This window comes from Bradyrhizobium sp. R2.2-H, from assembly GCF_004346455.1.
In the GTDB taxonomy this organism is placed as follows: domain Bacteria; phylum Pseudomonadota; class Alphaproteobacteria; order Rhizobiales; family Xanthobacteraceae; genus Bradyrhizobium; species Bradyrhizobium diversitatis.
The window spans coordinates 75589-101730 of the sequence record NZ_SMBR01000004.1 but is presented as its reverse complement, the minus strand read 5'-3'; the positions used below and the strand labels follow the sequence as shown (position 1 = coordinate 101730).

22 protein-coding genes are annotated in these 26142 nt (G+C 65.7%); 12 read left to right on the top strand and 10 right to left on the bottom strand.

The window, feature by feature from the left end:
- Nucleotides 1-105 precede the first annotated feature (105 nt).
- From EDE08_RS11405 to EDE08_RS11395, 3 genes are all read left to right on the top strand, one after another.
- Nucleotides 106-981: a dihydrodipicolinate synthase family protein gene (locus EDE08_RS11405; protein ID WP_131869320.1), complete on the top strand. Its 876-nt coding sequence runs from the start codon at nucleotides 106-108 to the stop codon at nucleotides 979-981.
- Nucleotides 982-1152: 171 nt separating this feature from the next.
- Nucleotides 1153-2244: a S1C family serine protease gene (locus EDE08_RS11400; RefSeq protein ID WP_131869321.1), complete on the top strand. Its 1092-nt coding sequence runs from the start codon at nucleotides 1153-1155 to the stop codon at nucleotides 2242-2244.
- Between the two features lie 124 nt (nucleotides 2245-2368).
- Nucleotides 2369-4693, top strand: a complete 2325-nt coding sequence (locus EDE08_RS11395) for a xanthine dehydrogenase family protein molybdopterin-binding subunit (protein ID WP_131869322.1) — start codon at nucleotides 2369-2371, stop codon at nucleotides 4691-4693.
- Between the two features lie 204 nt (nucleotides 4694-4897).
- Here EDE08_RS11395 and EDE08_RS11390 read toward each other — a convergent pair whose 3' ends face one another.
- From EDE08_RS11390 to EDE08_RS11380, 3 genes are read right to left on the bottom strand one after another with little or no spacing between them, the layout of a single operon-like run.
- Nucleotides 4898-6094 carry an acyl-CoA dehydrogenase family protein gene (locus EDE08_RS11390; RefSeq protein ID WP_131869323.1) on the bottom strand — a complete coding sequence of 399 codons (1197 nt, stop codon included), beginning with the start codon at nucleotides 6092-6094 and terminating at the stop codon, nucleotides 4898-4900.
- A 15-nt stretch (nucleotides 6095-6109) separates the two neighbouring features.
- Nucleotides 6110-7249, bottom strand: coding sequence for an acyl-CoA dehydrogenase family protein (locus EDE08_RS11385; protein ID WP_131869324.1), 1140 nt, complete (start codon nucleotides 7247-7249; stop codon nucleotides 6110-6112).
- A 5-nt stretch (nucleotides 7250-7254) separates the two neighbouring features.
- A complete protein-coding gene (locus tag EDE08_RS11380) occupies nucleotides 7255-8109 on the bottom strand; it encodes an enoyl-CoA hydratase (protein ID WP_131869325.1) in 855 nt (284 codons plus the stop codon).
- Between the two features lie 158 nt (nucleotides 8110-8267).
- Between EDE08_RS11380 and EDE08_RS11375 the strand changes: the two genes are divergently transcribed.
- The 6 genes from EDE08_RS11375 to EDE08_RS38370 all read left to right on the top strand — a co-directional run bounded on the left by EDE08_RS11375 (nucleotide 8268) and on the right by EDE08_RS38370 (nucleotide 13548).
- Nucleotides 8268-8876 (top strand): LemA family protein, encoded by a 609-nt coding sequence (locus EDE08_RS11375; RefSeq protein ID WP_061878947.1) that lies wholly within the window; start codon nucleotides 8268-8270, stop codon nucleotides 8874-8876.
- A 132-nt stretch (nucleotides 8877-9008) separates the two neighbouring features.
- Nucleotides 9009-9923 carry a TPM domain-containing protein gene (locus tag EDE08_RS11365; protein ID WP_165935866.1) on the top strand — a complete coding sequence of 305 codons (915 nt, stop codon included), beginning with the start codon at nucleotides 9009-9011 and terminating at the stop codon, nucleotides 9921-9923.
- A 5-nt stretch (nucleotides 9924-9928) separates the two neighbouring features.
- A complete protein-coding gene (locus EDE08_RS11360) occupies nucleotides 9929-10426 on the top strand; it encodes a TPM domain-containing protein (RefSeq protein WP_131869327.1) in 498 nt (165 codons plus the stop codon).
- Between the two features lie 327 nt (nucleotides 10427-10753).
- Entirely contained in the window at nucleotides 10754-11716 is a 963-nt protein-coding gene (locus EDE08_RS11355) for a hypothetical protein (protein ID WP_165935915.1), read from the top strand.
- 92 nt (nucleotides 11717-11808) lie between these two features.
- Nucleotides 11809-13359 carry a hypothetical protein gene (locus EDE08_RS11350; RefSeq protein WP_131869329.1) on the top strand — a complete coding sequence of 517 codons (1551 nt, stop codon included), beginning with the start codon at nucleotides 11809-11811 and terminating at the stop codon, nucleotides 13357-13359.
- Nucleotides 13360-13383: 24 nt separating this feature from the next.
- Nucleotides 13384-13548 carry a hypothetical protein gene (locus EDE08_RS38370; RefSeq protein WP_165935865.1) on the top strand — a complete coding sequence of 55 codons (165 nt, stop codon included), beginning with the start codon at nucleotides 13384-13386 and terminating at the stop codon, nucleotides 13546-13548.
- Between the two features lie 65 nt (nucleotides 13549-13613).
- Here the strand turns inward: EDE08_RS38370 and EDE08_RS11345 are convergent, their stop codons facing one another.
- Nucleotides 13614-14261: a glutathione S-transferase family protein gene (locus tag EDE08_RS11345; RefSeq protein WP_131869330.1), complete on the bottom strand. Its 648-nt coding sequence runs from the start codon at nucleotides 14259-14261 to the stop codon at nucleotides 13614-13616.
- Nucleotides 14262-14364: 103 nt separating this feature from the next.
- On the opposite strand from EDE08_RS11345, the gene EDE08_RS11340 reads away from it, so the two are divergent.
- The gene (locus EDE08_RS11340; protein ID WP_245524769.1) at nucleotides 14365-14961 is read left to right on the top strand and encodes a TetR/AcrR family transcriptional regulator; all 597 of its coding nucleotides are present in this window, start codon (nucleotides 14365-14367) and stop codon (nucleotides 14959-14961) included.
- Between the two features lie 15 nt (nucleotides 14962-14976).
- On the opposite strand, the gene EDE08_RS11335 is transcribed toward EDE08_RS11340, so the two are convergent.
- Nucleotides 14977-16182: a CaiB/BaiF CoA transferase family protein gene (locus EDE08_RS11335; RefSeq protein WP_131869331.1), complete on the bottom strand. Its 1206-nt coding sequence runs from the start codon at nucleotides 16180-16182 to the stop codon at nucleotides 14977-14979.
- A gap of 115 nt (nucleotides 16183-16297) precedes the next feature.
- Nucleotides 16298-19309, bottom strand: a complete 3012-nt coding sequence (gene putA / locus EDE08_RS11330; protein WP_131869332.1) for a bifunctional proline dehydrogenase/L-glutamate gamma-semialdehyde dehydrogenase PutA — start codon at nucleotides 19307-19309, stop codon at nucleotides 16298-16300.
- 114 nt (nucleotides 19310-19423) lie between these two features.
- On the opposite strand from putA, the gene EDE08_RS11325 reads away from it, so the two are divergent.
- Nucleotides 19424-19885, top strand: a complete 462-nt coding sequence (locus tag EDE08_RS11325) for an Lrp/AsnC ligand binding domain-containing protein (RefSeq protein ID WP_028182007.1) — start codon at nucleotides 19424-19426, stop codon at nucleotides 19883-19885.
- Nucleotides 19886-20053: 168 nt separating this feature from the next.
- Here EDE08_RS11325 and EDE08_RS11320 read toward each other — a convergent pair whose 3' ends face one another.
- The 4 genes from EDE08_RS11320 to EDE08_RS11305 all read right to left on the bottom strand — a co-directional run bounded on the left by EDE08_RS11320 (nucleotide 20054) and on the right by EDE08_RS11305 (nucleotide 24035).
- Nucleotides 20054-20254, bottom strand: coding sequence for a cold-shock protein (locus EDE08_RS11320; protein WP_008563500.1), 201 nt, complete (start codon nucleotides 20252-20254; stop codon nucleotides 20054-20056).
- A gap of 206 nt (nucleotides 20255-20460) precedes the next feature.
- Entirely contained in the window at nucleotides 20461-20769 is a 309-nt protein-coding gene (gene sorB / locus EDE08_RS11315; protein ID WP_165935864.1) for a SorB family sulfite dehydrogenase c-type cytochrome subunit, read from the bottom strand.
- A 12-nt stretch (nucleotides 20770-20781) separates the two neighbouring features.
- Nucleotides 20782-21981, bottom strand: a complete 1200-nt coding sequence (gene sorA / locus EDE08_RS11310) for a SorA family sulfite dehydrogenase catalytic subunit (protein ID WP_131869334.1) — start codon at nucleotides 21979-21981, stop codon at nucleotides 20782-20784.
- A 320-nt stretch (nucleotides 21982-22301) separates the two neighbouring features.
- Complete coding sequence (locus tag EDE08_RS11305) at nucleotides 22302-24035, bottom strand: adenylate/guanylate cyclase domain-containing protein (RefSeq protein ID WP_131869335.1); 1734 nt, start codon at nucleotides 24033-24035, stop codon at nucleotides 22302-22304.
- Nucleotides 24036-24493: 458 nt separating this feature from the next.
- Between EDE08_RS11305 and EDE08_RS11300 the strand changes: the two genes are divergently transcribed.
- Complete coding sequence (locus EDE08_RS11300; RefSeq protein ID WP_131869440.1) at nucleotides 24494-26134, top strand: glycosyltransferase family 39 protein; 1641 nt, start codon at nucleotides 24494-24496, stop codon at nucleotides 26132-26134.
- Nucleotides 26135-26142: the final 8 nt, after the last annotated feature.

The window sequence follows — 26142 nt, the reverse complement described above, 5'->3', positions numbered from 1 at the left end:
ACGTCCTTAAAAAGTCGTCAATGCACAGGCTTGCTGGCGATTTTGCCCCGTGTTAGCAGCGATTGAGGCACGCCATGGCGGCCCGATGTCCCGAATGCACCTGACATGTCCGAATTCCACGGTGTCTTTCCCTATCTCGTCTCGCCCATCGATGCCGACGGCACGGTGCGGACCAGCGTGCTCGCAAAGCTCTGTGACGACCTGATCGGCGCCGGCGTGCACGGCCTGACACCGCTGGGCTCGACCGGAGAATTTGCCTATCTCAACGCCGAGCAACGCACGGCGATCGTGCAGACCACGATCGAGGCCGCGCAGGGCCGCGTGCCCGTCGTGGCCGGCGTCGCTTCCACCTCGACGGCGGATGCGGTGGCGCAGGCAAGGGCCTGCCAGAGGCTCGGCGCCGCTGGCATCCTGGCGATCCTGGAGGCCTATTTCCCGCTCACTGACGTCCAGGTCGAATCCTACTTCCGCGCCATCGCCGATGCCGTGGACATCCCCGTCGTCATCTACACCAATCCGCAATTTCAGCGTTCCGATCTCACCCTCGACGTCATTGCGCGCCTCGCCGAACATCCGCGCATCGGCTACATCAAGGATGCCTCGACCAACACCGGCCGGCTGCTCTCGATCATGAACCGCTGCGGCGATGCCTTGCAGGTCTTCTCCGCCTCGGCTCATATCCCCGCCGCAGTGATGCTGATCGGCGGCCGCGGCTGGATGGCGGGCCCGGCCTGCATCATCCCGCGCCAGAGCGTCGCGCTGTACGACCTCTGCAAGGCCGGACGGTGGGACGAGGCCATGGCGCTGCAGCGCCGGCTGTGGCGCATCAACGAAGCCTTCGCCCGCTTCAATCTCGCCGCCTGCATCAAGGCGGGGCTTTCGATCCAGGGCTACGACGTCGGCGATCCCGTCCCGCCGCAGGCGCCGCTCACGGCCGAGGCGCGGAAGGTCGTGGAAATGGCGCTGCGCGAGCTGACCTAGCTGTTTGGCACGCGGCAATATGCCCCGGCACCCGTGCATGAGCCAGAAAAGCCCTTACCTGCCCAACCGGGAAACTTCCGTTCGTTTGCGACGTTGCTGCGTAAGCCGGATCTGTCACCCCATGCATATGCATCCCAAGGCCGCATTCAGCACTGGAGACGGTGGTCACCGATGAATCGTCGCTACGCGATTGCCGCGGCAGCCTTCGCCGCCCTGCTGCTTGCCGTCACTGCCGCGAAGATCCTGCATGTCCCTGTCCCATGGACGGCGCCCTCCGCACGCGCGGTCGAGCAGCGGGGGCCGCTGTCCGAGGGCGAAAAAGCCACCATCGACATCTTCGAGCGCGTGTCACCTTCGGTCGTCCAGGTGGCAGCCAAATCGGCAGCCAGTCCTCTCATGGGTGAGGAAGGCCAGGGCGGCTCTTCCGGCACGGGCTTCGTATGGGATCGCGACGGACATCTCGTGACGAACAATCACGTCGTCGCCAGTGGCGGCGAGATCGCCGTGCGCTTTGCCTCGGGAGAGGTGGCCGAGGTCGACCTCGTCGGCACGGCTCCCAATTACGATCTCGCGGTGCTGCGGATCCGCAGCGTGCGCCAGCTTCCGGCTCCGATTGCGCTCGGCAGTTCGAGCGACCTGAAGGTCGGGCAATCCGCCTTCGCGATCGGCAATCCCTTCGGACTGGATCAATCGATGACGAGCGGCATTATCAGCGCGCTCAAGCGCAGGCTTCCGACCCATGGCGGCCGGGAAATTGCCAACGTCATTCAGACCGACGCCGCGATCAACCCCGGCAATTCGGGCGGACCGTTGCTCGACTCCGCCGGCCGGCTGATCGGCGTCACCACGGCGATCATATCCCCGTCCGGTTCGAACGCCGGCATCGGCTTCGCGGTCCCGGTCGACGTCGTGAACCGGATTGTGCCCGAGCTCATTCGCAACGGTCGCGTGCCGACACCCGGCATCGGCATCGTGGCCGCCGGCGAGGATGTCTCGACCCGGCTTGGCGTCGAAGGGGTGATCGTGGTGCGGACGGCCCCCGGCAGTCCGGCCGAGCGGGCGGGGATTCGCGGTGTCAATTTTTCCACGGGAGCGGTCGGAGACATCATCACCGCGGTGGAAGGCAAGCCGGTGCGGCGCCTTGCCGACCTGACCGATGCGCTCGAGCAGGCTGGGGCGGGAAAAGCCGTCCGGCTCACGGTCAAGCGCGGCTCGGACAGCCGTGACGTGAATGTGGGCATCGTCGACATCGACAGGTCCTAGGCGGCCGATCCGCTCCAGCAAGGGGCTCTGACGCGCATGGCCGATGTGCCGGGCTCGGTTGTCTGGCCCGCAAAATCCGTTAAAACCGCCGCGGTCGTTTTCCGGATTTCGAGGACATAACGGAATGAACATTCTTCCCGGCAATTTGCGTTTCGGAGCGGGCCAGCCCGTCAAGCGTTTGGAAGACCAGAGGCTGCTCACCGGGAAGGGACAGTTCATCGACGACAAGCCGGAGGACGGCGCGCTGTGGCTGCACGTGCTGCGTTCGCCGCACGCCCACGCGAAGATCGTCTCGATCGACACCAGCGCCGCGGCCGGAATGCCCGGCGTCACCGCAATCTACACCGGGGCTGATCTCGTCAAGGACGACATCGGCACCATCCCGACCCTGAACATCTTCAAGCGCCCCGACGGCAGCCCGATGACGGTGCCGCCGCGCCGGCTGCTGGCCCACGAGGTCGTGCGCCATGCCGGCGAGGCCGTGGCCGCGGTGGTCGCTGCCTCGCGTGTGGAGGCGCAGAGCGCGGCCGAGGCGATCGTGGTCGAATACGACGTGCAGCCCGCGGTGGTCGATCCCGTCGAGGCGTTGAAGCCTGGCGCGCCCGTGGTGTGGCCGGAGGCGCCCGACAACATCGTCGGCGCCATGAGCTATGGCGACGCCGCCAAGGTCGACGAGGCCTTCGCCACGGCGGCGCACACCGTCGAGCTCGATCTCGTCAGCCAGCGCCTGGTGCCTTCCGCGATGGAGCCGCGCTCGACCATCGCGGAGATCGACAAGAAGACCGGTCGCCTCCTGCTGCACGTGCAGTCGCAGACCCCTGCTTCGACCCGCGACGTGCTGGCGGAAGCCGTGCTCAAGCGCCCGAAGGACAGCGTGCGCGTGCTGGTCGGCGACATCGGCGGCGGCTTCGGCCAGAAGACCAACCTCTATCCGGAAGACGGCATCGTCGCCTATGCCGCGACCAAGCTGAACAAGAAGATCCGCTGGCGCGGCGACCGCACCGACGAGTTCGTCGGCGGCACCCACGGCCGCGACCTCACCTCGACGGCGTCGTTCGCGCTGGACGAGAAGGGCAAGGTGCTGGCCTATCGCGTCAAGTCGATCGGCTGCACCGGCGCCTATTCCTCGGGCGCGGCCAACATCATCCCGCTGGTGCTCGGGCCCTTCGTGCAGACCGGCGTCTACGATCTGCCGCTGGTGCATTTCGAAGTGAAGTCGGTGATGACGCACACCGCCCCGGTCGGCGCTTATCGCGGTGCGGGCCGCCCCGAGGCGGTTTTCATCGTGGAACGCCTGTTCGACGCTGCTGCGCGAAAAATCGGCATGGATCCGCGCGCGATCCGCAAGGCCAATTACATCAAGCCGGCGCAGCTGCCGTACACGAATGCAGCGGGCCAGGTCTACGATTCCGGCGCGTTCGCGCACATGCTCGATCGGGCCGTGAAGCTCGCCGACTGGGACGGCTTTGCCGCGCGCAAGAAGGCGGCGAAGAAGAAGGGCCTGCTCTACGGCCGCGGCCTCACCTCCTACATCGAATGGACCGGCGGCCGCGCGCATACGGAAAAGGTCACGCTGCAAGCGACCTCGCAAGGGCGCGTCGTGCTGCATTCCGGCACCATGGCGATGGGGCAGGGCTTGCAGACCACCTACACGCAGATGATCTCCGACACGCTCGGCATTCCCATGGACAAGATCGACGTGGTCCAGGGCGACACCGATCTCGCCATGGGCTTCGGCAGCGTCGGCTCGCGTTCGCTGTTCGTCGGCGGCACGGCGGTCGCGGTGTCCTCCAACGATCTGATCCAGAAGGCGCGCGAGAAGGCGGCCAACGCGCTGGAGACCTCGGTCGAGGACATCGAGTACCAGGGCGGCATGCTCACCGTGGTCGGCACCGACCGTCGCATCAGCCTGTTCGATCTCGCCGAGAAGGAGATCGGTGCCAAGCTCAGCGTCGATTCCGAAGGTGAGGTCGACGGTCCGAGCTGGCCGAACGGCACGCATATCTGCGAGGTCGAGATCGACCCCGAGACCGGTGTGTCCAAGGTGGTGCGCTACACCACGGTCGACGATGTCGGCGTCGCCGTGAACCCGATGCTGGTGACGGGGCAGATCCATGGCGGCGTGGCGCAGGGCATCGGCCAGGCGCTGTATGAAGGCGTGTCCTACGATGCCGACGGCCAGCTCCTCACCGCCAGCTACCAGGACTACTGCATCCCGCGCGCCGACGACGTCCCGCCGATCGAGGTGACGCTGGACGATTCCGCGCCCTGCCGCACCAACCCGCTCGGCGCCAAGGGCTGCGGCGAATCCGGCGCCATCGGCGGCCCGCCCTGCGTCACCAACGGCGTGATGGACGCGCTCGCCGAGCTCGGCATCACCCAGCTCAACACGCCGCTGACCCCGCAGAAGATCTGGCAGGCGATCCGGGACGCGAAGGCGGCGGGGTAAGTTGCGCTAGCTGTTGCGTCGAACTCAACTGTCGTCCCGGACAAGCGCGCCCCAAGCGCGCGCCGATCCGGGACCCATAACCACAGGGAGTGATTGTGGCGCGAAGCTGACAACTCCGCGTCCCCGTAACCACATCTGCCTGTGGCTATGGGTCCCGGATCTGCGCTTGCGCTTGTCCGGGACGACACTGCGTGTGTTGGGACGTTAAATCCCCAACATCATCTTCGCGATGATATCGCGCTGGATCTCGGAGGTGCCGCCGAAGATGGTATAGGCGCGGCCGTTGAGATATTCGGGCATCACGGTCAGCATTTCCTCGGGGATCACCGGCTCGTGGTTGAGCTTGTAGAGCGGCCGCATCGGCTCGACGGCGAGGGCGTCGTGGGCGATCACGTCGGCACCCAGCCGCGTCACGGCCTGGCGGATCTCGCTGTTGCGCAGCTTCAGGATCGATGACACCGCGCCGGGATTTTGCCCGGTCTGCAGCGCCGAGAGCACGCGAAGTTCGGTCATCTCCAGCGCGTCGATGTCGACCTCGAGCTCGGAGATGCGCGTTGCGATGTCGGGGCTGTCGATGGCGCGGCCCGTGAGGTCGGACTCGGCGAGATCTGAGATCGCCTTCAATCCCTCGCGCAGCTTGGCCGAGGCGATGCCCGCGCCGCGTTCGAACTCGAGCAGATATTTGCCGTAGGTCCAGCCCTTGCCTTCCTCGCCGACGCGGTTGGCGACCGGCACGCGCACGTCGTCGAAGAACACCTGGTTGACCTCGTGGTCGCCCCCGATGGTCAGGATCGGGCGCGTGGTGATGCCCGGGGTCTTCATGTCGATCAGGATGAAGCTGATGCCGTCCTGCTGCCGCGGCCCGTCGCTTGTGCGAACCAGCGCGAACATGCGGTTGGCGTGATGGGCATGCGTGGTCCAGATCTTGGTGCCGTTGATGACGTAGTCGTCGCCGTCGCGCACCGCACGCGTCTTCAGCGAGGACAGGTCCGAGCCGGAGCCGGGCTCGGAATAGCCCTGGCACCAATAATCCTCGCCCGAGAGAATCCGCGGCAGGTAGAAGTTCTTCTGCTCCGGCGAGCCGAAACCGATGATGACGGGCCCGACCATCTTCACGCCCATCACGTTGACGTTGGGCACGCCCGCGCGTGCGCATTCGGTCTCGAAGATCCAGCGCTGCGCCGAGGTCCAGGGCGGCCCGCCATATTCGACCGGCCAACCGGGCGCGCCCCAGCCCTGGGTGTGCAGTGCGCGCTGCCAGGCCTTGCCGATATCGGGGTCGGAGAACACCGAGGGCGTCAGCGCCGTCGCGCGCTTCATCTCGTCGGTGAGGTTCCTGGCGATGAAGCTGCGCACCTCGCTCTGGAAAGCGCGCTCCTCGGCATTGAAACTGAGGTCCATGAGGCTCTCCTGGTGTCAGGCCCTGCGGCCGAGCTCGGCGTGGCGGGCATAATGGTGCGCGCTGCCGCCGAACAGGGTGTCGAAGGCGACGAGCCGCTTGAAATAGGCGCCGACCTCGAGTTCCTCGGTGACGCCCATGCCGCCATGGAGCTGGATCGACTGCTCGCCGACGAAGCGCGCGCATCTGCCGATCTTCGCTTTCGCGCCCGATGCAGCCCGGGCACGCTCGATCGGCGCAGCATCCACCTTCAACGCGGCCCGCAGCGCCATCGAGCGGGCCTCGTCCACCTGCATCGCCATGTCGGCGAGGCGGTGGCGGATCACCTGGTTGGCGGAAAGCGGCCGGCCGAATTGCTTGCGGATCTTGGTGTATTCCAGCGTCGTGTCCAGCAGCGTCTGCATGATGCCGACGGCTTCCGCACCCAATGCTGCCATGGCGCGGTCGACGGCCCATTCGATCGCCGGCAGAGCATCGCTGCCGTCACCGAGCAGCACGTCTTCCGGCAGATGCACGTCGAACAGCTCGATGTTGCAGGCACGTCCGCCGCCAAGACGCGGATAGTCGCTGATGACGAGGCCCGGCATCGTCGCCTGCACGAGGAACAGGCCGATCCGCCCCGACGGCCCTCGGTGGTCATGGATATGCGCGGAGACGATGATCTGGTCGGCGGCATGTCCGTCGAGCACGGCGACCTTGCTGCCGGCGAGGCGCCAGCCTTGCGCCGTCTTGTTGGCGCTGGTCGTGACCTTGGCAAGATCGAACCGGGCCGCGCGCTCGGAATGCGCAAAGGCAAGCTTCAGCGATCCATCCGCCACCTTGGGCAGGCTTGCCTGCCTCTGCTCGATGGTGCCGCATCTCGCGATCAGCGCCGCGCCTAGCACCGCGGTTGCGACATAGGGCTCCGACACCAGCCCGCGACCGAAGGCTTCCATCAAGATGCCGATCTCGACCGCGCCGCCGCCGAGCCCGCCGAACTCCTCGGGAAGCGGCAGCGCCAGCCAGCCGAGCTCGGCGAATTGCTTCCACACCGACGGGCTGAAGCCGAGCGGGTCGTTCGCCATCTTGCGGCGGTGATCGGCATCGTAGCTCTCGGCCACGAAGCGGTCCGCGCTCTCGCGCAGCAATCTTTGTTCGTCACTCAGATTGAGGTCCATCGCGTCTACTCCGCGGCCGCCGGCGGCTTGCGCACGGAGGGATGCAGTCCGGAGGGATCGACGATCATGCCGAACTCCTGGAGATTATGGGCGTGGCAGAGCTGGTGCAGCGCAAAAGCCTGGTCGATCGCCGCCGGCTGGCCCATCACGTCGACCGAACGATTCACCGCTTCCTTGGTCAGCTTCAGCGCGAAGGACGGTTTTGCCGCGATCCGGCGCGCCAGCTCGAGCACGCGCGAAGACAATTCCGCGCGCGGCACGACCTGGTTGACCATGCCGAGCTGGTGCGCTTCCTGCGCACTCCAGCTGTCGGCCGTGAACAGGAATTCCTTGGCCTTGCGCGGGCCAAGTTCCCAAGGGTGCACGAACCATTCGACGCCGCAGACGCCCATGGTGACGACGGGGTCGCAGAACTGCGCATCGTCGCTGGCGACGATGAGGTCGCAGGCCCAGGCCAGCATCAGTCCGCCGGCGATGCACTTGCCATGCACCTCGGCGATGACAGGCTTGGCGAGGTTGCGCCAGCGCCGCGTGATCTGGAGATATATTTCCTGCTCGCGCGCGAAGCGGCCATGGGCGCCGGCTTCGGCGAAACCGCCCCAATGTCCGATCGGCGGAAAATCGACGCCTGCGGCATTCTTGCCGCCCGCGCGCAGGTCATGGCCGGACGAGAAGTGCGGCCCATTGCCGGCGAGGATGATGACCTTGACCGCATCGTCCTGCACCGCCGCGTCGAAAGCGGCATTGAGGTCGTATGTCATTTGCAGGTTCTGCGCATTGCGCGCCTCGGGCCGGTTCATCACGACCCGGACGATCGCCGGCTCCGGCCGTTCCACGAGGATGGTCTCGAACGAGCTCATCGCGTTTCCCCTGGCATTTCCGCTTTCGTTTTGCCGGAGTTGACTATGTCGGCCTGCGATAGGCAAGAGGCTTGCGTCAGGCGGCTGCTTTTCGAGCGCTCTGGCGTCTCGCGTGCTCGATCTGGTAGTTTGCGCCGGATTCCACCGGGAGAAATTTGATGCGCAAGATCCTGACCGTGCTGGCGGCGCTGGCCTCGCTGAGCCTGACCAATTGCGGCTACAATGCGATCCAGAGTGAGGACGAGCAGATCAAGTCTGCCTGGTCCGAGGTCGTGAACCAGTATCAGCGCCGCGCCGATCTCGTGCCCAATCTCGTCAACTCGGTGAAGGGTTTTGCCCAGCAGGAAAAGGACGTGTTGCTCGGCGTCACCAACGCCCGGGCCAAGGTCGGCAGCATCCAGGCGACGCCCGAGGTGCTGAACGATCCCGCCGCCTTCCAGAAATTCCAGGCCGCCCAGGGCGAACTCTCCAGCGCGCTGTCGCGGCTGCTGGTCGTCACCGAGAACTATCCGCAGCTGAAGTCCGATGCCTTGTTCAAGGACCTGATGTCGCAGCTCGAGGGGACTGAGAACCGCATCACGGTGGCGCGCAACCGCTACATCAAGTCGGTGCAGGACTATAACGTCACCATCCGCTCATTCCCGAGCAACCTCACCGCCATGATGTTCGGCTACAAGGAGAAGCCGAACTTCTCGGTCGAGAACGAGAAGGCGATCTCGACCGCGCCGAAGGTGGACTTCAACCCGGCCCCGGCGCCATCGAAGTAAGCGCGTTCGGCCCCGATGCGCATCCCACACACCGCTGTCATTCCCCGCGCAGGCGGGGAATCCAGTACGCCGCGGCTTCTCCGTATTCCGCCGGCGTCTCTGAAATACTGGATCGCCCGGTCAAGCCGGGCGATGACAGCGATGCTGTGGTGGGCTTGTTCGACGCTCGCTGCGCTTGTGCTCGCTATCGCGCTCTTCCTTGCCTTCGCGCTCCCCACCCACGCCGACGTCGCCGTCCCCCAGCTCACCGGCCGCGTGGTCGATCAGACCGGCACGCTCTCCAGCAGCGACATCGCCGCGCTGTCGCAGAAGCTGCAGGACTTCGAGAGCCGCAAGGGAAGTCAGATCGCCGTTCTGATCGTCCCGACCACGCAGCCGGAGACGATCGAACAATTCTCGATCCGGGTCGCGGAGGCCTGGAAGATCGGCCGCAAGAAGATCGACGACGGCGCGATCCTCGTCGTCGCCAAGAACGACCGGCACTTGCGTATCGAGGTCGGCTACGGCCTCGAAGGGGCGCTGACCGACGTCACGTCAAGGCGCATCATCGACGAGGTCATCACACCGAAATTCAGGACAGGCGATTTTGCCGGCGGCATCTCCGACGGCGTCGATCGGATGACCCGGGTGATCGACGGCGAGCCGCTGCCGGCGCCCTCGCGCAGCGTCAACTTCGCCCACAATCTGGATGATCTCGCGCCGCTCTTCATCGTGACGCTGTTCGCCTCGATCGGGGTCGGCGGGTTCTTCCGGGCTATCCTCGGGCGCCTGCTCGGCTCGCTCGCGGTCGGCGGCATCATCGCGGCGCTGACCTGGCTCATTCTCGGATCCTTCGCGCTCGCCATGGCGCTCGGCGCCATCGGCTTCGTGGTCGGCTTCGTCGCCGACCTGTTTTCGGCGATGGCGCCGGGCACCGGGCGCTCGCGCGGCGGATCCTGGTCGAGCGGCTCGTCGGGAAGCGGATGGAGCAGCGGATCGTCGAGTAGCGGCGGCTTCAGCGGCGGAGGAGGCAGTTTTGGCGGCGGCGGCGCCTCGGGGAGCTGGTAGCGGTCATGAGCATCAAGCGCATTGCCAGACATCTCGTGCAGCATCATTGGCGGGCGAAGCAGATCTTCCCGCAAGCCGTGCTCGAGCGCATCGAGCAGGCGATCAAGCGCGGCGAGGCCACCCATTCCGGTCAGGTCCGCTTCGTCGTCGAAGGCGCGCTTGATGGCGCGCCACTGTTCCGTAACCAGCCGGCGCGCGAGCGCGCACTCGACGTGTTCTCGCACTTGCGTATCTGGGATACCGCGCACAACAACGGCGTCCTGATCTATCTCCTGCTCGCCGACCGCGACGTCGAGATCGTCGCCGATCGCGGCATCGATGCGAAGGTTGGCGGCGAAGGGTGGGAGAGCATCTGCCACGCGATGGAGGCCGAGTTCAGGTCGGGCCGCTTCGAGCGCGGCGTGATCGGCGGCATCGAGGCGGTGTCGCGCGAGCTGGCGCGGCATTTCCCGCCACAGGGCCCGCATTCGAATGAGCTGCCGGATGCGCCGGTGGTGCTGTGACGGACTGTGATCTGGGACTGCAGGTGGTGACCCCTCCGTCGAAGTGACGATGTGGAGGCAGCGGGCATTCGCTCCATCGCGGTTACCCTGAGGCTCGAGCGCGACGAGGCTCGAAGGGCGACGACCCGGGCGTTGCGCCGCCGTTCATCTTCCCCCGGTTACAAATTGTTTCACACCCGCCACGCCGGTTCCATTTTCCCGGCCCAATTCGGCCCCGGATCAATTCCTAAAGTTTCGGTAAGCGGGTCCGAAGGTAAGGATTTCGCAAGCAATGAAAGTTACCAAAAGGTCAATCCAGACTGGAGTATTTGAGCCGTGAGCGAACCAATGCCCGACCAGGCTGCCCAGGATTCCGGTGCTACCGACGCAGCGCCGCCGGCCCTCGCGGTTGCTGCCGGTATCGACGCCCCCTCGATCGCCCCCGACCACGAGACGCCGCCCAAACCGGATCCGGTCAAGGCGGATGCTCCCAAAGTCGAGCCGCCGCGGATCGACGTGCCGAAACTCGAAGCGAAAGCCGAACCCGAGCCCGAGGCAAAGCCGGGCAAGCTGATCGTCATGGCGCCCTCGGACCGGTCCTGGGACCGCGAGGACTTCGCCCCTCATGTGAAGGCGGACGAGCCGCGCGAGACCGGCGGCAAGCGCCGCTTGTCTGCGATGGCTGCGGTGGTGGCGATCGCCGCCTGCGTCGGCGCGATCAGCGGCGCGCTCGCGACCGCCGGCATGATGCGTTTCGCAGCCCCGGCCCAGGCGCCGGTGCAGGTCGCCGACACCAGCGCGCTGGATGCTTCGGTCGCCCGGATCGATGCCGACCTTGTCGCGCTGAAGGCCAATGTCGAGCAGAGCTCGAAAACCGGCGTCAGCCAGTTCAACCGGACCAACGACCGCCTCGACAAGCTCGAGAAGGCGCAGGCCGAGCCGCTGGCCAAGATCGCCAAACTGTCCGAGACCGTCGACAAGCTCCGCGCCACGCCGCCCGCAGCCTCCGCGCAGGCTGCAGCAGCTCCCGCCAGGGAGACCACCGGCTCGATCGCGCCGACCCAGGTTGCGACCGCCGCAGCGGCACCGGCACCTGCCGCGCCCAAGACCGAGGTCGGCCGTCTGCCGACGATCGAAGGCTGGAGGCTGCGCAATGCCGGCAATGGCGGTGCGCTGATCGAGGGCCGCGACGGGCTCTACGAGGTCTATCCCGGCGATCCCATCCCCGGCGTCGGCCGCGTCGATGCGATCCGTCGTCAGGACGGCCGCTGGGTCGTCGTCACCAGCAGGGGCCTGATCGTGTCGCGCTGAGCGTTCGCTATCGACTTTCGAAAAGGCGCTTCACCACCATGTGAGGCGCCTTTTTACTTGAATAGGCGTCCCTGCGCGGTGTTACCTGAGGCATGAGCCGCGCGTTGCGAATTCTCGTTGCTGCCGCCGCATTGTTGGGCGGCGTCGCTTCGCTATTCGCGGCGGAGACTACAGCGCTGACGCGCGGCACTGCGATCACCGAGCCCGAACTCCTGCGCAAGCTCGACCAGAACAATACGCTGACGATCTCGCGTCTGCTCTCGCCGGAGCGGAGCGCGGATGTCCCGCTCACGACCGACCTGATGTTCGCGTCGCTGCCGCAGCTGAAAGAGATTCCGCCCGCGATCGATGCGGAATTCGACCGCTACATCGCGCGGTACAAGGCGGCATATCCGACCGAAACCATCGGCGTCGGCGAGGGCTTCGACGTCCAATTGTTCGACCGGGCCAATCTGAAGTCCCGCGACACGCGGTTCGTGCTGGCCGGGATCGTGAACCGCATGGACCGCGCCTATGTGTCGGAAGAGTCCTGCGGCGAGATCCGGCTGATCTACCGTCTTGCCCGTTTCGACGGCAGGCCCGATGGCGGCAAGACCGCAACGCGGCTGCCGATGACGCTCAACCTCGTGATGAAGGCGCGCGATCCGCGTCAGACCGATGCGAACGGCAAACCGGTCGCCTGCGCCGAGGTTGCCCGGCGCTGGCTCGACAATGGCGACTGGCAAGGGTTGATCGGTAGTCGTATCCCCCCTTACGACGCCATGCTCGACCGCATCGAGACCAACATCCAGGTCTCGGTCGCGCCGAAATCGGCGCTGCACGATTTCCGCTCCGACTATCTGCTCAAGGTGTTCAGGTACGACGCTGCCACCAAGACGTTCGAGGAATCGACGCTGGAGAACCAGATCGACCGCGACAGGATCCTCGCCGACGATGCGCTCCGGCGCGACTTCAAGGCCTGGCTGCTCGCGCCCGATCATCTGCGCGAGTTCGATCGCGGTACCGTGCTGATCCCGGAGAAATTCCTGGCCAGGGCCGCGGTGGTGCCGACTCCCGCCGGCTTCGATGCCTCGGCGCTGCAGCCCGAGTTCGGCATGATGCAAGGAGAGGGACAAGCGGAAGGCAAAGGCGATCCAGTCTTCACTGATAGTGACGTGGTCAGCGCGTTGAAGCAGGCGGCGGCACGCGGCGCCGACATGCAAAATGTCCGCTCGGTCGCCGGTTTCCAGCGCCGTCTCAACGACGTCACCTGCGCCGGCTGCCACCAGACCCGCGGCATCGGCGGCTTTCATTTCCCTGGCGTCGACTGGCTCGCGGACGACCCGTCCAATTCCGCCATCGTGCCGGCCTCGCCGCATTTCTTCGGCGACCAGCTCCGCCGCCGCGACATTCTGACCGCGTTTGCCTCCGGCAAACGGCCTGATTTCTCACGCGGATTTGCCAGCCGGCCGCAGACCCGCGGAGGTAAGGAACTCGCCGGCACCGAATATCAGGACGGCTGGGGCGCGCATTGTTCCCTGCAGGATGCGGGATCGGGAACGCCGGACAGGAGTTTTACGTCATGGAGCTGTGCTAACGGTCTCACCTGTCAGGCTGCCGCGGCCTCGCGCCGCATCGGCATGTGCTTCATCAAGACGCGTTAAACCAGCAAGCGATTTGGATGACCCATGACGGATACCAGCGAGTCCACCAAGGAGCGCAATCGCGAGATCGCGCGCAATGAAGAAGCCAAGCAGGTCACCGGCAGCGTCCGCGTCAGCACCTGGGCGGTCGCGGCGGCCGTCATCATCGGCGGGATCCTCTTCACGCTCGGCTGGCTGTCGCTGCGGTAGCCTCCGCTTTCCTTCGTGATACCCGGGACAAGCCCGGCCATGATGGCGCCGAGGCTTTGGCTCTCTCACTTCGCGTAATTCGTCATTCGCTTGCCCGGCAGCAGCTCATAGGCCGGCTTCCAGCCGGGCAGCGCGGCCATGCGGCCGAGCCAGGCGTGGATGGCGGGATGGCTCGCCGCGAAATCGAAGCCGTGCTCGTCGCTCGGATAGTGCAGATAGGCCATCATCGAGATGTCGGCGACCGTTGGCCTCGCTCCGATCGCGAAGTCGTTGTGCTGGAGATGCCCGTCGAGGATGCCGAGGAAGTCGTCGAGCCGCCGGCGAAAATGTTTCAGCACCTGCGGATCGTTTTTTTCGGTGAAGGCGCGCATGAAGCGGTACGTGGCCATGTAGCCGGTGAGCTTGTGGTTGTCCCAGAACAGCCAGCGCAAGAGCTCGAATTTCTCGTCGGCGTTCTCGGCGCCGAAGCGGCCATACCGCTCCGCAAGCTGCAGCAGGAGTGGCGCGGTCTGCGTCATCCTCACGCCGTCGATTTCGAGCACGGGAATCTCGCCCATTTCGTTCACGGCTTTGCGCCACTCCGCCGTGCGGGTGATGCCGCCGGCAAAATCGGTCCAGACCGGTTCGAACCGCTGGCCGCACATCGTCAGCATCAGCGCGAGCTTGTAGCTGTTGCCTGACTCGGGGAAATAGTGGAGTTGGTAGCTCGACATTGAACGCTCCTTGCCTCCGGGGGCCTGGATAATCATATTACATATGATCCGCATAACAGAACATTTGTTCTGTCGCAGGTCAAGAGCTGGATGCCAGGGCCGGATGAGCAAGGATACAAAAACAGAGTCGGGCGAGCGCGAGCAGCCCCTGATGCAGGCAACGTTGCGCATCATCGGGCGACATGGACTTGACGGCGTGACCCACCGGGCGGTCGCGGCCGAGGCCAGGGTTTCGCTCGGTGCGGTCACGCATCATTTCGGAACCCGTGATGCGCTGATTGAGGCCGCCCTGCAGTTCGCTCTGGCGCGCGAAATCGGCAGGCTGCGTGCGTTGGCTCTCAGCCTTCAGGACAAGGCGTTCGAGGTGGAGGCCTGGATCGACGCGCTGGTCGATTTCTACGCCCGCGAGATCAGCGCAGAAGCCGAGACGCATATCGCCTGCTATGAGGCCTTCTTGGCCGCCGCGAGGCAAGAGCACTATCGGCCCGTGGTCGCCGAGTGGTTTGACACGTGGCGGCAGAGTGCGGAGCTTGCGCTGAAAGCTGCGAAGTCCCCACACCCACGCCGCCACGCCGAGTTGTTCGTCTCGGCGCTGATTGGCTTGCTCTTTCGCCAACTCGCCACGCCCAGAGCCGGCTTCCGACGTGAGGCGAAGGCGGAGCTGTTGGACTTGGTGGGCGGCTTGATCGCGCGGAAGTAACGCCGGCGCGCCGGCCTATCCCACCGCCCCCTTCGACCGCAGCTGCTTGATCGCCGCCTCGTCGTACCCCGCGCCGCGCAAGATCTCGTCACTGTGCTCGCCAACGGCGGGCGGCTTGCGCGGCTGCACCTTCTTCGCGCCGTCGATCCAGATCGGACTGTTGATGGTGAGCATGGTGTCGTTCTCGAACGGCACCAGCACCTCGTTGTCGAGCATCTGCTTGTCGTTCGGGATGTCGTCGAGAATGGCAACGACACCGAACACGAGGCCGTTGCCGTCGAGGATCTGCCGCCATTCGGCGAGGTCCCTGGTGGCGAAAGTGTCGTCCAGAATCTTGATCAGTTCGACCGAGTGGGCGTGACGGTCGGCCTTGGTTGCGAAGCGGGGATCGTTGATCAAATCCTCGCGTCCGAGGCAGCGGGCCAGCGTCGGGAACTGCTTCTCCTCGTTCAGCAGCGACAGGATCAGCCAGCGGCCGTCCTTGCACTGGTAGTGATTGGCCACCGCGTTCAGCGCGCGCTCGCGCGGCCGCCGCTCGCCAAATTTGGCGCCGCACAGCTTGGCCTGCGCCAGCACGCTCGCGGCCCACACCCCGTTCGCCATCAAATTGGAGGCGACATGCGAGCCCTTGCCGGTCTTCTCGCGTTGATACAGCGCGGTGACGATGGCGCCGTAGAACGCCATGGCGCAGGGATGGTCGCCCATGCCCGCGACCGAGCGGGCCGGTGTGGTATCGGTGTCGGCGCGGACGAGGTCCATCAGGCCGGAGCGCGCCCAATAGGCGTTGCTGTCGAAGCCGGGCTTGTTGGCTTCCTCGCCCTTCTCGCCGTAGCCGGTGAAGGAGGCGTAGATCAGCCGGTCGTTGAGATGGGCGAGGTGGTCATAGGTGATGCCGAGCTTGGCGCGCACCGGCGGCGGCATGTTGGTGATGAAGACGTCGGCCTCCGCCACCAGCTTGTACAGCACCGCCTGCGCCTCGGGCTTGGCGAGGTCGAGCGCGATGCTCTTCTTGTTGCGGGCCTCCAGCAGCCAGGCGAAATTGTGCTCGCCGCTGGGATAGCCGGGCAAATTGGGCAGGTTGCGGTAGGGGTCGCCGGCGCCGGGCGGCTCGATCTTGATGACGTCGGCACCGAAATCCGACAGCACGGTCGCGGCCGCGGGCGCTGCAATGAAGCTGGCGCAGTCCAGAACCTTCAGCCCCGCAAAAATGCCCTTGTCCATCGCAGCGTCGCTCCCTTGCTTCAGTCGTTTCCCGCGCGCTGGAATTGGCGCGGGCCGGTGATGGCAGCATTAGATCGATGTTTTGTCGGGATGCAACGGCGCCTGGCGCAGGGCCTCACTCCTCCCCCGCAAGCAATGCAGCATTGCCGCCGGCTGCTGCGGTGTTGATTGTCACCGTCTGCTCGGTGGCAAAGCGCGCGAGGTAGTGCGGACCGCCGGCCTTCGGGCCGGTTCCGGACAGGCCGTTGCCGCCGAACGGCTGCACCCCGACCACGGCGCCGATCATGTTGCGGTTGACGTAGATGTTGCCGACCTGGGCGCGGTCGATGATCACCTCGATCGTGTCGTCGATGCGGGAATGGACGCCGAGGGTGAGCCCGTAGCCGGTGCGCTCGATCGCATGCAGGACGCCTTCGAGGTTCTCGGCGCGATAGCGCGCGATATGGAGGATCGGGCCAAACACCTCCTCGGTGAGCTGGCCGGGCTCCCTGAGCTCGAAGATGTGCGGCGCGACGAAGCAGCCGTCCGGCGCGTGGCCTGCAAAGTGCAACCGCGCCTCGTGCTTCATCCGCGCGATATGCGCGTCGAGACGCTGCTTGGCCTCCTCGTCGATCACAGGCCCGACATGGGTTGCGACGTCGGAGGGGTCGCCGATCTTCAACTCGCGCGCGGCGCCAGCGATCATCTCGATCATGCGGTCGGCGACGTCCTCCTGCACGAACAACAGCCGCAGCGCCGAGCAGCGTTGGCCGGCTGAACGGAAGGCCGAGGTCACGACGTCATCAGTGACCTGCTCGGGCAGCGCGGTGGCATCCGCGATCATCGCGTTGATGCCGCCGGTCTCCGCGATCAGCGGCACGATCGGCCCGTCCTTGGCGGCGAGAGTCCGGTTGATCAAGCGTGCCACCTCGGTCGAGCCGGTGAAGACCACGCCCGCAATGTCAGCGTGCGCGGTTAGCACGGCCCCGATGCGGCCATCGCCGGTGACGACGTGCAGCGCGCTCTTGGGGATGCCCGCCTCGTGCAGCACGGCCACGGCCTCGCGCGCGATGCGCGGCGTCTGCTCGGCGGGCTTTGCGACGACGCTGTTGCCGGCCATCAGCGCGGCCGTGACCTGTCCCAGGAAAATCGCCAGCGGAAAATTCCAGGGCGAGATCGCGACGAACACGCCGCGGCCGCGCAGGGTGAGCGCGTTGCTCTCGCCGGTCGGGCCCGGCATGGCAGCCTCGCCCCCGAACAGCTTGCGGCCCTGCGCGGCATAGTAGCGGCAGAAGTCGGCGGCCTCGCGCAGCTCCGACAGCGCGTCGTCAAGCGTCTTGCCGCCCTCGGCTTGCAGCAGCGCCATGAAGTGAGCGCCGCGGCTCTCCAGCAGATGCGCGGCCTGCTCCAACGCCGCCGCGCGCGCGCCTGCCGGCGTGCGGCTCCAGGCGGCAAAGCCGGCGCGTGCCGCGGCGACCGCCGCATTGGCCTGATCCGGCGAGGCATCGGCGATCGCCTCGAGGCGGGCCGTCTCGGCCCTGACGTCGGTCAGCAACCGATCGAGCGCGGCACGTTCGCCGAATTCGATGCCGCGCGAATTGCGCCGGTCCGGTGCGAAGAGATCGCAAGGCAATGGGATTTTTGGATGGGCCGCCGCCTGCGGCCGGACGATGGCATCTGCCGGACGCTGCAACAGCGCCGACACCGGCACGCGATAGTCGGCGGCCTGCGCCACGAAGGACGAGTTCGCGCCGTTCTCGAGCAGCCGCCGCACCAGATAGGCGAGCAGATCACGATGGCTGCCGACCGGCGCGTAGGTGCGGTAGGCGATGTCCGGGTGATCTTTCGCCAGCTGCTCGTACAGCGCTTCGCCCATGCCATGCAGGCGCTGGAATTCGAAGCCGCCGCTGCCGGCGGCTAGCTCCAGCACGGTCGCGACCGTCAGCGCGTTGTGGGTGGCGAATTGCGGGAAGATGCGGGGCCGCAAAGCCAGCAGCTTCGTCGCGCAGGCGACGTAGTTCAGATCCGTCATCGCCTTGCGCGTGAACACGGGATAGCCGCCGAGCCCGCGCTCCTGCGCGCGCTTGATCTCGGTGTCCCAATAGGCGCCCTTGACCAGCCGCACCATCAGCTTGCGATCATGTGCGCGGGCAAGCGCATCGACATAATCGATCACCGCGCCGGCGCGCTTCTGATAGGCCTGGATGGCCAGGCCAAATCCGTCCCAGCCTCCGAGCGAGGGGTCGGCGAGCGTCGCCGCGATCACGTCGAGCGACAGCTCCAGACGGTCGGCCTCTTCGGCGTCGACGGTGAAGTTGAGGTCATGGGCCTTGGCGCGCTGGGCGAGGTCCAGCAGCAGCGGCACCAGTTCGGCCATCACGCGGCCGCGGCTGATCGCCTCGAAGCGCGGATGCAGCGCCGACAGCTTGACCGAGATGCCGGGCCGGTCGGGCAGGGGATGGTTGCCTGCCGCCTTGCCGATCGTTTCAATGGCGCTGGCATAGGCGTCGAAGTAGCGTTTCGCATCCGCCGCTGTGCGCGCGCCTTCGCCGAGCATGTCGAAGGAATAGCGCGTCTTCTGGCCGGAGCGCGGCCGGCCCCGCTCCAGCGCCTGCTCGATGGTCTCGCCCAGCACGAAATGATTGCCCATCAGCCGCATCGCCTGGCGCGTGGCGGTACGCACGGCCGGTGCGCCGAGCCGCTTCACCAGCCGGCCGATGGTGCCGTCGGGCGTCTCGCCGGGCTGGATCACGCGCGCGGAGAGGCCGAGCGCCCAGGCCGAGGCGTTGACCAGGAACGCGGTGGACTTGGTCTCGTGGTGGATGAAGTCGCCTTCGCCGAGCTTGTCCTCGATGAACTGGTCGGCGGTGCGCGCGTCCGGCACGCGCAGCAGCGCCTCGGCCAGCACCATCAGCGCGAGGCCCTCTTTGGTCGAGAGCGCGAACTCCCGCAGCATGTCCTCGACCCCGCCAAGGTTACCTGCAAGCCGGTCGTCGCGCTTGCGGATCGCCTCGATCAGCCGCGTCGCGCTGCGGTCGATCCGCGCCTCCTGCGGCGGGGACAGCTGCGACGCCGGCAAGAGACGCGCGGCGATCTCGGTGTCATCGGGTGCGTAAGGAGCGGAGAAGGGAGGCGGGGTGTTCGGCATGGCGTGTCCTGTGGCTGAATCACAGGATAAGGCTCACGCTACCGTAGTTCGATAGACAAATTAGCCAGATTACCTTACAAACTGAAGGCAATATGCCATTTTGGCGGACATAGTATGGAATTGGATCGAATCGACCGCAGAATCCTCTCGATTCTCCAGGAAGATGGGCGCATCGCCAATGTCGAGCTCGCCGAGCGCATCGGGCTGTCGCCGACGTCGATCGGCGAACGGCTGAAGCGCTTGCAGCGCGAGGGTTTTGTCGAAGGCTATGGTGCGCGGCTCAACCCGCACCGGCTCGGACTTGGCCTGTTGGTGTTCGTGGAGGTGTTGCTCGACAAGACCACGCCCGACAATTTCGAGCGCTTTGCGCGTGCGGTGAAGCTCGCGCCCGAGGTGCTGGAGTGTCACATGGTAGCCGGCGGCTTCGACTATCTTGTGAAGGCGCGGCTTGCGGACATGGCCGCCTATCGACGCTTTCTCGGCGAGACCTTGCTGTCGATGCCGGGCGTGCGCGAGACGCGGACCTATGCGGTGATGGAGGAGATCAAGCGCGACGCACCGTTGCCGGTAGGCTGACGACATGCCGTCGCGATTGTCATTGCTGTGGCGTGGACAAGCGGTCTTCCAAGGAAAAATAACTATCCCCGTGCAATCGCAACGCCTGTCGTCGACTGCACTGGCCGTCTTCTAAATTTCTTGGCCCGGCTCCCGGATTAGTCCAGGAGGCAGCAAATGCTGGCGGGCTTATACTTTGAGGTTTTCTGCGGAGGTCTTGCCCCGGTTTGCGATCTCTTCGTATTCCACCGTCTGTCCCTCGTTGAGGGTCGACAGACCGGCTTTCTGCACTGCCGAGATATGCACGAACACATCCTTGCCCCCCGACGCAGGCTGGATAAATCCATAACCCTTCGTCGGGTTGAACCACTTGACCGTACCTTTAGCCATCACGACTTCTCCGCGGGTCTTCCTCCGAGATCGCGAACCGCCAGTCCCCGCCAACCGGCCGGTTCGGTCCTACAGGATACGCGGAATGTGGCAGGCTTGGTAGCTCAAACCACATCGGCATTTCGCTGAATTCCGCTCAACTTCGCGGCGTTTTTGCCGGTTTTGCCCGTTTCGCGGTCAAATGTCCGTACGCGTCCCCGCATTCGTCAATACGTCGCAGCCAGATAGTCGACGATCTTGCCGACATCGGCATCGTCGATCGGTGCACCATAGACCTTGATCATCTTCGTCACCTCGGCCTGCCAGAAGCCCTTCTTGTCCTTCATCGGCGGCTGCGTGGCGATGTAGTCGGACGAGTGGCAGGCGCTGCAATTGCCCTGCACGACCTCGAGATTGGGACCGGGCTTGAAGGCGGCGACCTCGTCGGGAGTCTTGTAATTGACCGGCGCGGCAAGGGCCGAACCTATCACGGCGGCGAGGGCGAGCGTGACGGCGGGGAGAGCGGTGCGCTGCATGATCATTCTCCTTCAGGCGACCGTCACGCGAACGGTTTCGACGACGTTGCGCAGATAGCCTGCCGGGTTCCAGCGCGGCGTGTCCGGCTGCGTCTCCCCGCCATTGCCGGTGGCGCGCACCTTGAGCTCATGGCTGCCGGCGGCGAGCTTCACCGGCAGCTTCCATTCGCGGAATGCGTATTTGCCAAGGTCCTTGCCGAGCTTTGCGCGGGCCCAGGTCTTGCCGCCGTCGGTGGAGACCTGGACTTCCTTGATGCCGTTGCCGCCGTCGAAGGCGATGCCGCGCAGGGTCGCGGCGCCTGCCTTCAGCTTCGCGCCATCGGGGACGCTGGTGATGAAGGAGCGGATGGTGAAGCGGTTGATCGGGATGGTCGCCTTCGGCGCGGTGCCCGGCTCGACCGCGTTGTCGGGCGTATCGGGAATGCGATAGGCCGACTTCATCCAGAAGCCGTCATAGACGTTGTCGATGACGGTGATCTCGTTGAGGTGCTTGACCCAGTAGGTGCCGAAATAGCCGGGCACGATCAGGCGCAGCGGGAAGCCGTTGAGGAACGGCAGGTCCTCGCCGTTCATGCCATAGGCCAGCATCACCTCGCCGTCGGTGGCGTGATCGAGATCGAGCGCCTTGACGAAATCGGGCGTCTTGTCGCTGACCGGTCCGTCCATGCCGCCAAACGTCACCTGCTTGGCGCCACTCTGAACGCCGGCCATCGCCAGCACGGATTTCAGCGGTATGCCGCGCCAGCGCGCACAGCCCATCGCGCCGTTGGCGAGCTGGCCGCCGGCGACGCGCGGCTCGAAGAAACCGCGGCTGTTGCCGGAGCACTGGTTGACGGCGACGATCTCGGTCGCCTTCATCTTCCTGATGTCCTTCAGCGAAAGTTTCAGCGGCTTGTCGACCTTGCCCTTGACCTCGAGCGTGAACTTGTCGGGGTCGAGATCGTAGGGCAGGTCGGAGAGGTGATAGCGCACGAAGAACGCGTTGTTGGGCGTGATCGGGCCGTCGTTGAACACGGCAAACGGCGTCTCGAGCTGCGGCGGCCGGCTGGTCAGGCCGATCATCGGTCGCTTCTGCGGATATTTCACCAGCGGCCGTTCGCCGTTGGCGAAGGGCAGGGTCACCGTGTCGAGGGCCAGCGCCTTGGTGGAATTCAGTGTAGCCGCAACGGCGGCAAGGCCCGCTCCTTTGAGCAGGTCGCGTCGGTCGAACATTCTGGTCTCCTCCCGGAGCTTTTGTTGGACCAGCGGTCATCACCGCGATCCTGCGCTCATCTGTCGCAACGATTTGAACGAAGTCAATTCGTGCTTTCGCAGCAGGCCCATGCCGCTGCGTTGCAGCAGGCCGGTGTTACGTCTGTCATGAGATCGAGCTGACGCGGCGAAGGCAGTGCGCTCCCTCGCCCCGTTCTTACGGGGAGAGGGTTGGGGTGAGGGGCCTCTCTCCGCAAGTGAAATTGTCGTGAGACCTTTACCCCCTCACCCGGATCGCAAGAGCGTCGACCTCTCCCCGCAAGCGGGGAGAGGTGAAGACATCAGGCCGCGACGCGCTCGGTTCGATCCACCAGCGCCGCCAGCTCCCGCGCATCCGCCACGACGCGCACCGCCATCGGCTCGTCGCGGCCACGGATTGCGGCCTCATGCTGCGGAAGGGCATCGTCGGCGAGGTCCGCGGTGCGGAGGATTTCCTCCGAGACGATCGCCTCGCAGGCCAGGGTCTTGGTCATGTCCTGCAGGCGGGCGGCGACGTTGACGGCATCGCCCAGCGCCGTGAAGACGATGTGATCGCGATAGCCGATGTCGCCGATGATGACCTCGCCGCCGTGGATGCCGATGCCGAAGCGGATCGGCTGGCGAAGATCGTGGCTCAGGAGCTCGTTGAGCTCGTCGATATGCGTGGCGATTCCGGCGGCGGCCTTCAGCGCCTGCCGGCACGCGGCTTGCGGGTCCGCCGACAGCCCGAACAGCGCCAGCATGCCGTCGCCGACGAACTGGTTCGGCAGGCCGCCATTCTCGATGACGGCCTGCGAGACCGCACCGAGGAAGCGGTTGACGATGAAGACCGTGTCGAACGGCAGCCGCTTCTCGGCAAGCTGCGTCGAGCCGCGCATGTCCACGAACAGGCTGACGAGATAGCGCTCCTGGCCGATGCTGGCGGGCGTCGAAGCCTGCGCATTCGCGGAGACTGTGTGCGGTGTGAAGAGCTGGAAGAAGGAGAGGTCGGAGGTCGGCCGCAGCTGGCAGGCGAGCCTGATCGAGGGATCGGAGGTGCCGACGCGGGTGAGCACGAAGGCCTCGCGCGGCGATGGCTCGGGCAGGGCCTCATGATCGCCGATGATGCGGATGCGGCAGGTCGAGCAGCGGGCGCGGCCGCCGCAGACGCTGGCATGCGGCACGTTGTGGCGCAGGCTCGCTTCCAGCACGGAGAGGCCTTTTGGCACGCGCACCGTCTTGCCGTTGCCGTAGGACAGCGCGATCATGCCGCCGCGCCGCTCGCGCAAGGCCCGTGCGCCGCGTGCCGCCAACGCCAAGGCGAGCAATCCGAAATAGCCGATGGTGAGGCCGCCCGCGATGCGGTCGAGTGTATTGCCTTCTGCGACCGTGCCGACCTGATCGCGGGTAAGGTTCTGGCTACGCCACTCTCGATCTTCGCTCTCGACGGCGACGCTGCGGCCGCCCTGATAGATGCCGAGCAGCGACAGCGTCGGGATCAGCACGGCGGCCGCGAGCAGATAGGGCGCCGCGCGCGTGAAGAACGGCTTCAGGCGAAGCCAGAAGAAAATGCCGATGCAGCCGTGCACCCATGCAATGAGGAGCAGGATCGTCATCTGCCAAAGCCGGCCCGGCGCTGCGACGAAGAACAGATAGAGCTCCTGCGGATAGAGCTTCTGATGATCGTACAGCGTGTAACCGAGCCGCACCCCGACCACGTGCCCCATGACCAGAGCGGGGATGCTCAGGCCCAGCACCAGCTGGAGCGGCTCGATCGTCCGCCAGCGGAACTGCCGGCGCTGATACAGGGCGTAGATGCCGAGGCCCATATGGGTGAGTGCAGCCGTGTAGAACACGATCGCGACGGGGAGGAACTGCCAGAACAGGGTATGATAGTAGACCCCGACCTCCATGGCATCCACCGAGATGTTGCCGAGCGCATGGTTGAGGAAATGGCTGCTCACATACGCGAACAGGATGATTCCGCAGATGAGCCGCAACTGCCGGACGCCGGTGGCGCGGACGAGTTCGGGCATGTGTACGGGAGCGGCGGCCATGATTCGCCTGTATCAGTTCACCAAGGAGAACAGCCAGCGTAGCGTTTAATTCCTGATGTGGACAGGCTCGCCAATCACATGCGCGGCAGGGTTACGAAATCGTAGGGTGGGCGCGTCTAACCTCCGCTGTCGTCCCGGACAAGCGCGCCCAAAGCGCGCGCCGATCCGGCACCCATAGCCACAGGGAGCAGTTGTGACGCGGGATGGCAACTGCGAGTCTTCGCCAAACCCTTCCCTGTGGCTATGGGTCCCGGATCTGCGCTCCGCTCTAGACAACGCTACGCGTTGTCGGGAGCTGCGCTTGTCCGGGACGACTCGGGGAGAGAGCTTGCCCTACATTGACTCCCCCTCTCAAGTCGGGGAAAAGCGCGGCCGTGACGATCGCTCCCGCCATTTCTGCGAAGCCCGACGGCGCCGAACGCCGTCTCATCCTCGTTGCCGCAGCGATCATCGCCGCGATGACGGTGATGCGCATCGTCTACGCCTCCGCCATCGAGCTGCGCACGGACGAGGCCTATTACTGGACCTGGTCGAAGGAAGCGGCGCTCAGCTTTCTCGATCATCCCCCCGGCATTGCCTGGATGATCCGCCTCAGTACCGCGATCTTCGGCGACACCGCGCTGGGCGTCCGCTTCGGCGGCATCGTCGCCATGCTGGTGACACAGCTGCTGCTCGCCGACATCGTCCGTCGCCTCACCCATGATGCGCGCGCGATCATGTTCGCGGTGCTGATGCCGGAGGCCGCGCTCTATTACGGTCTGCTGATGGCCAAGGTCGCGCCCGATGTCGCGATGATTCCGTGTGCGATGGCGATGGTGTGGTCGCTGGTGCGGCTCGCACAGGGCGGCGACGGCCGCTGGTGGCTCGCGGCGGGCCTGTTCGCAGGCCTTTCGATGCTGTCGAAATTCACCGCGATCATGTTCGCGCCGGCGGTTGCCGCCTTTCTGCTGGTGCCGGATTGGCGCTGGCGCTGGCTGCGGAGCCCTTACCCTTACCTCGCCGTGCTGGTTGCGATCGCCGTGTTCTCGCCGGTACTGATCTGGAATGCGCAGCACGACTGGGCCTCGTTCCGCTTCCAGGGCGTGCGCGCCACCGCCAACTATGGCATCTCGCTGCGGACGATCGGCGATTACATCGGCCTGCAATTCGGCCTGGTCGGCTTCGTCATGCTGCCGGTGGTCCTGACGGGCCTGGTGCTGACGGCGTGGCGCGGCTATCGCACGCGCGAGCCGGTCGCGATCCTGCTGTCGACCGCCGTGCTGGTGCCGTTTCTTTATTTCCTTGCGAAGTCGATGACGCTCCGGGTCGGCGACACCTGGCCGATGTTCATGTGGCCGGTCGGCTTCGCGGCCACCGCGGTGAACCTCGCAACGATGACAAAGGAGGGATGGTCGGCCCGGATGCTGGAATCGTCACTGTTCTGGGCCAGGACTGCAATCGTCTCGGGCATCGCCTTCGTCGTCATCGTGTTTCTCTATTACGTCGCCGCGCCCTGGAATTTCCTCGGCAAGAGCGATCCGATCGGCGCCGAGGCGGGCTACGAGCAGGTCGCCGCGCGTGCGCAGGCCGCGCTCGACGCGACCGGCGCGACCTGGATCGCGACGACGGACTACCGCACCTACGCCATGATGCGCTGGCTGTTCAGGGGCCGCGTGCCCGTGATCGAGATCAACGAGCGCGGCCGCTTCCAGGATTTCCGCGATCCCGGCATGGACAGGATCAGGGGACACGCGGGCATCTATGTCGGACGCGCGCCGGACGATCGTTCGTCGCTGTGGCAGAACATCCTGGCGAAGCGAGAGCGGCTCGGCGAAGTCGAGCGCCGTTGGCGCGGCGTTGTAACGGACACCTATGTGCTCGAAAAGCTCACCGGCTGGACCCCGGAGCTCGCCCCGCCGAAGGACTCGCCGCTGTTCCAGTGGAAAGTGCTGGCGGGCGCTTACCCTCCCCTGGAGGGGGAGGGTCGATCGCGCGCAGCGCGAGCGGGGTGGGGTGATCTCTCCACGCGGGCAGTGTGCGGAGAGGAGAGACCGTCACCCCACCCCGTCTCGCATCGCTGGCGCGCTGCGAGCCGACCCTCCCCCTCCAGGGGAGGGTAAGGAAGCGC

What these genes read in the sequence shown, in the direction of transcription:
- EDE08_RS11405 (WP_131869320.1), top strand. Translation starts at nt 106, where the DNA reads ATGTCCGAATTCCACGGTGTCTTTCCCTATCTCGTCTCGCCCATCGAT.
- EDE08_RS11340 (WP_245524769.1), top strand. Translation starts at nt 14,365, where the DNA reads ATGAGCAAGGATACAAAAACAGAGTCGGGCGAGCGCGAGCAGCCCCTG.
- EDE08_RS11320 (WP_008563500.1), bottom strand. Translation starts at nt 20,254, where the DNA reads ATGGCTAAAGGTACGGTCAAGTGGTTCAACCCGACGAAGGGTTATGGA.
- EDE08_RS11325 (WP_028182007.1), top strand. Translation starts at nt 19,424, where the DNA reads ATGGAATTGGATCGAATCGACCGCAGAATCCTCTCGATTCTCCAGGAA.
- EDE08_RS11350 (WP_131869329.1), top strand. Translation starts at nt 11,809, where the DNA reads ATGAGCCGCGCGTTGCGAATTCTCGTTGCTGCCGCCGCATTGTTGGGC.
- EDE08_RS11360 (WP_131869327.1), top strand. Translation starts at nt 9,929, where the DNA reads ATGAGCATCAAGCGCATTGCCAGACATCTCGTGCAGCATCATTGGCGG.
- EDE08_RS11400 (WP_131869321.1), top strand. Translation starts at nt 1,153, where the DNA reads ATGAATCGTCGCTACGCGATTGCCGCGGCAGCCTTCGCCGCCCTGCTG.
- EDE08_RS11355 (WP_165935915.1), top strand. Translation starts at nt 10,754, where the DNA reads ATGCCCGACCAGGCTGCCCAGGATTCCGGTGCTACCGACGCAGCGCCG.
- EDE08_RS11380 (WP_131869325.1), bottom strand. Translation starts at nt 8,109, where the DNA reads ATGAGCTCGTTCGAGACCATCCTCGTGGAACGGCCGGAGCCGGCGATC.
- sorA (WP_131869334.1), bottom strand. Translation starts at nt 21,981, where the DNA reads ATGTTCGACCGACGCGACCTGCTCAAAGGAGCGGGCCTTGCCGCCGTT.
- EDE08_RS38370 (WP_165935865.1), top strand. Translation starts at nt 13,384, where the DNA reads ATGACGGATACCAGCGAGTCCACCAAGGAGCGCAATCGCGAGATCGCG.
- EDE08_RS11375 (WP_061878947.1), top strand. Translation starts at nt 8,268, where the DNA reads ATGCGCAAGATCCTGACCGTGCTGGCGGCGCTGGCCTCGCTGAGCCTG.
- EDE08_RS11300 (WP_131869440.1), top strand. Translation starts at nt 24,494, where the DNA reads ATGACGGTGATGCGCATCGTCTACGCCTCCGCCATCGAGCTGCGCACG.
- EDE08_RS11365 (WP_165935866.1), top strand. Translation starts at nt 9,009, where the DNA reads ATGACAGCGATGCTGTGGTGGGCTTGTTCGACGCTCGCTGCGCTTGTG.
- EDE08_RS11335 (WP_131869331.1), bottom strand. Translation starts at nt 16,182, where the DNA reads ATGGACAAGGGCATTTTTGCGGGGCTGAAGGTTCTGGACTGCGCCAGC.
- EDE08_RS11345 (WP_131869330.1), bottom strand. Translation starts at nt 14,261, where the DNA reads ATGTCGAGCTACCAACTCCACTATTTCCCCGAGTCAGGCAACAGCTAC.
- EDE08_RS11305 (WP_131869335.1), bottom strand. Translation starts at nt 24,035, where the DNA reads ATGGCCGCCGCTCCCGTACACATGCCCGAACTCGTCCGCGCCACCGGC.
- EDE08_RS11390 (WP_131869323.1), bottom strand. Translation starts at nt 6,094, where the DNA reads ATGGACCTCAGTTTCAATGCCGAGGAGCGCGCTTTCCAGAGCGAGGTG.
- EDE08_RS11385 (WP_131869324.1), bottom strand. Translation starts at nt 7,249, where the DNA reads ATGGACCTCAATCTGAGTGACGAACAAAGATTGCTGCGCGAGAGCGCG.
- EDE08_RS11395 (WP_131869322.1), top strand. Translation starts at nt 2,369, where the DNA reads ATGAACATTCTTCCCGGCAATTTGCGTTTCGGAGCGGGCCAGCCCGTC.
- putA (WP_131869332.1), bottom strand. Translation starts at nt 19,309, where the DNA reads ATGCCGAACACCCCGCCTCCCTTCTCCGCTCCTTACGCACCCGATGAC.
- sorB (WP_165935864.1), bottom strand. Translation starts at nt 20,769, where the DNA reads ATGCAGCGCACCGCTCTCCCCGCCGTCACGCTCGCCCTCGCCGCCGTG.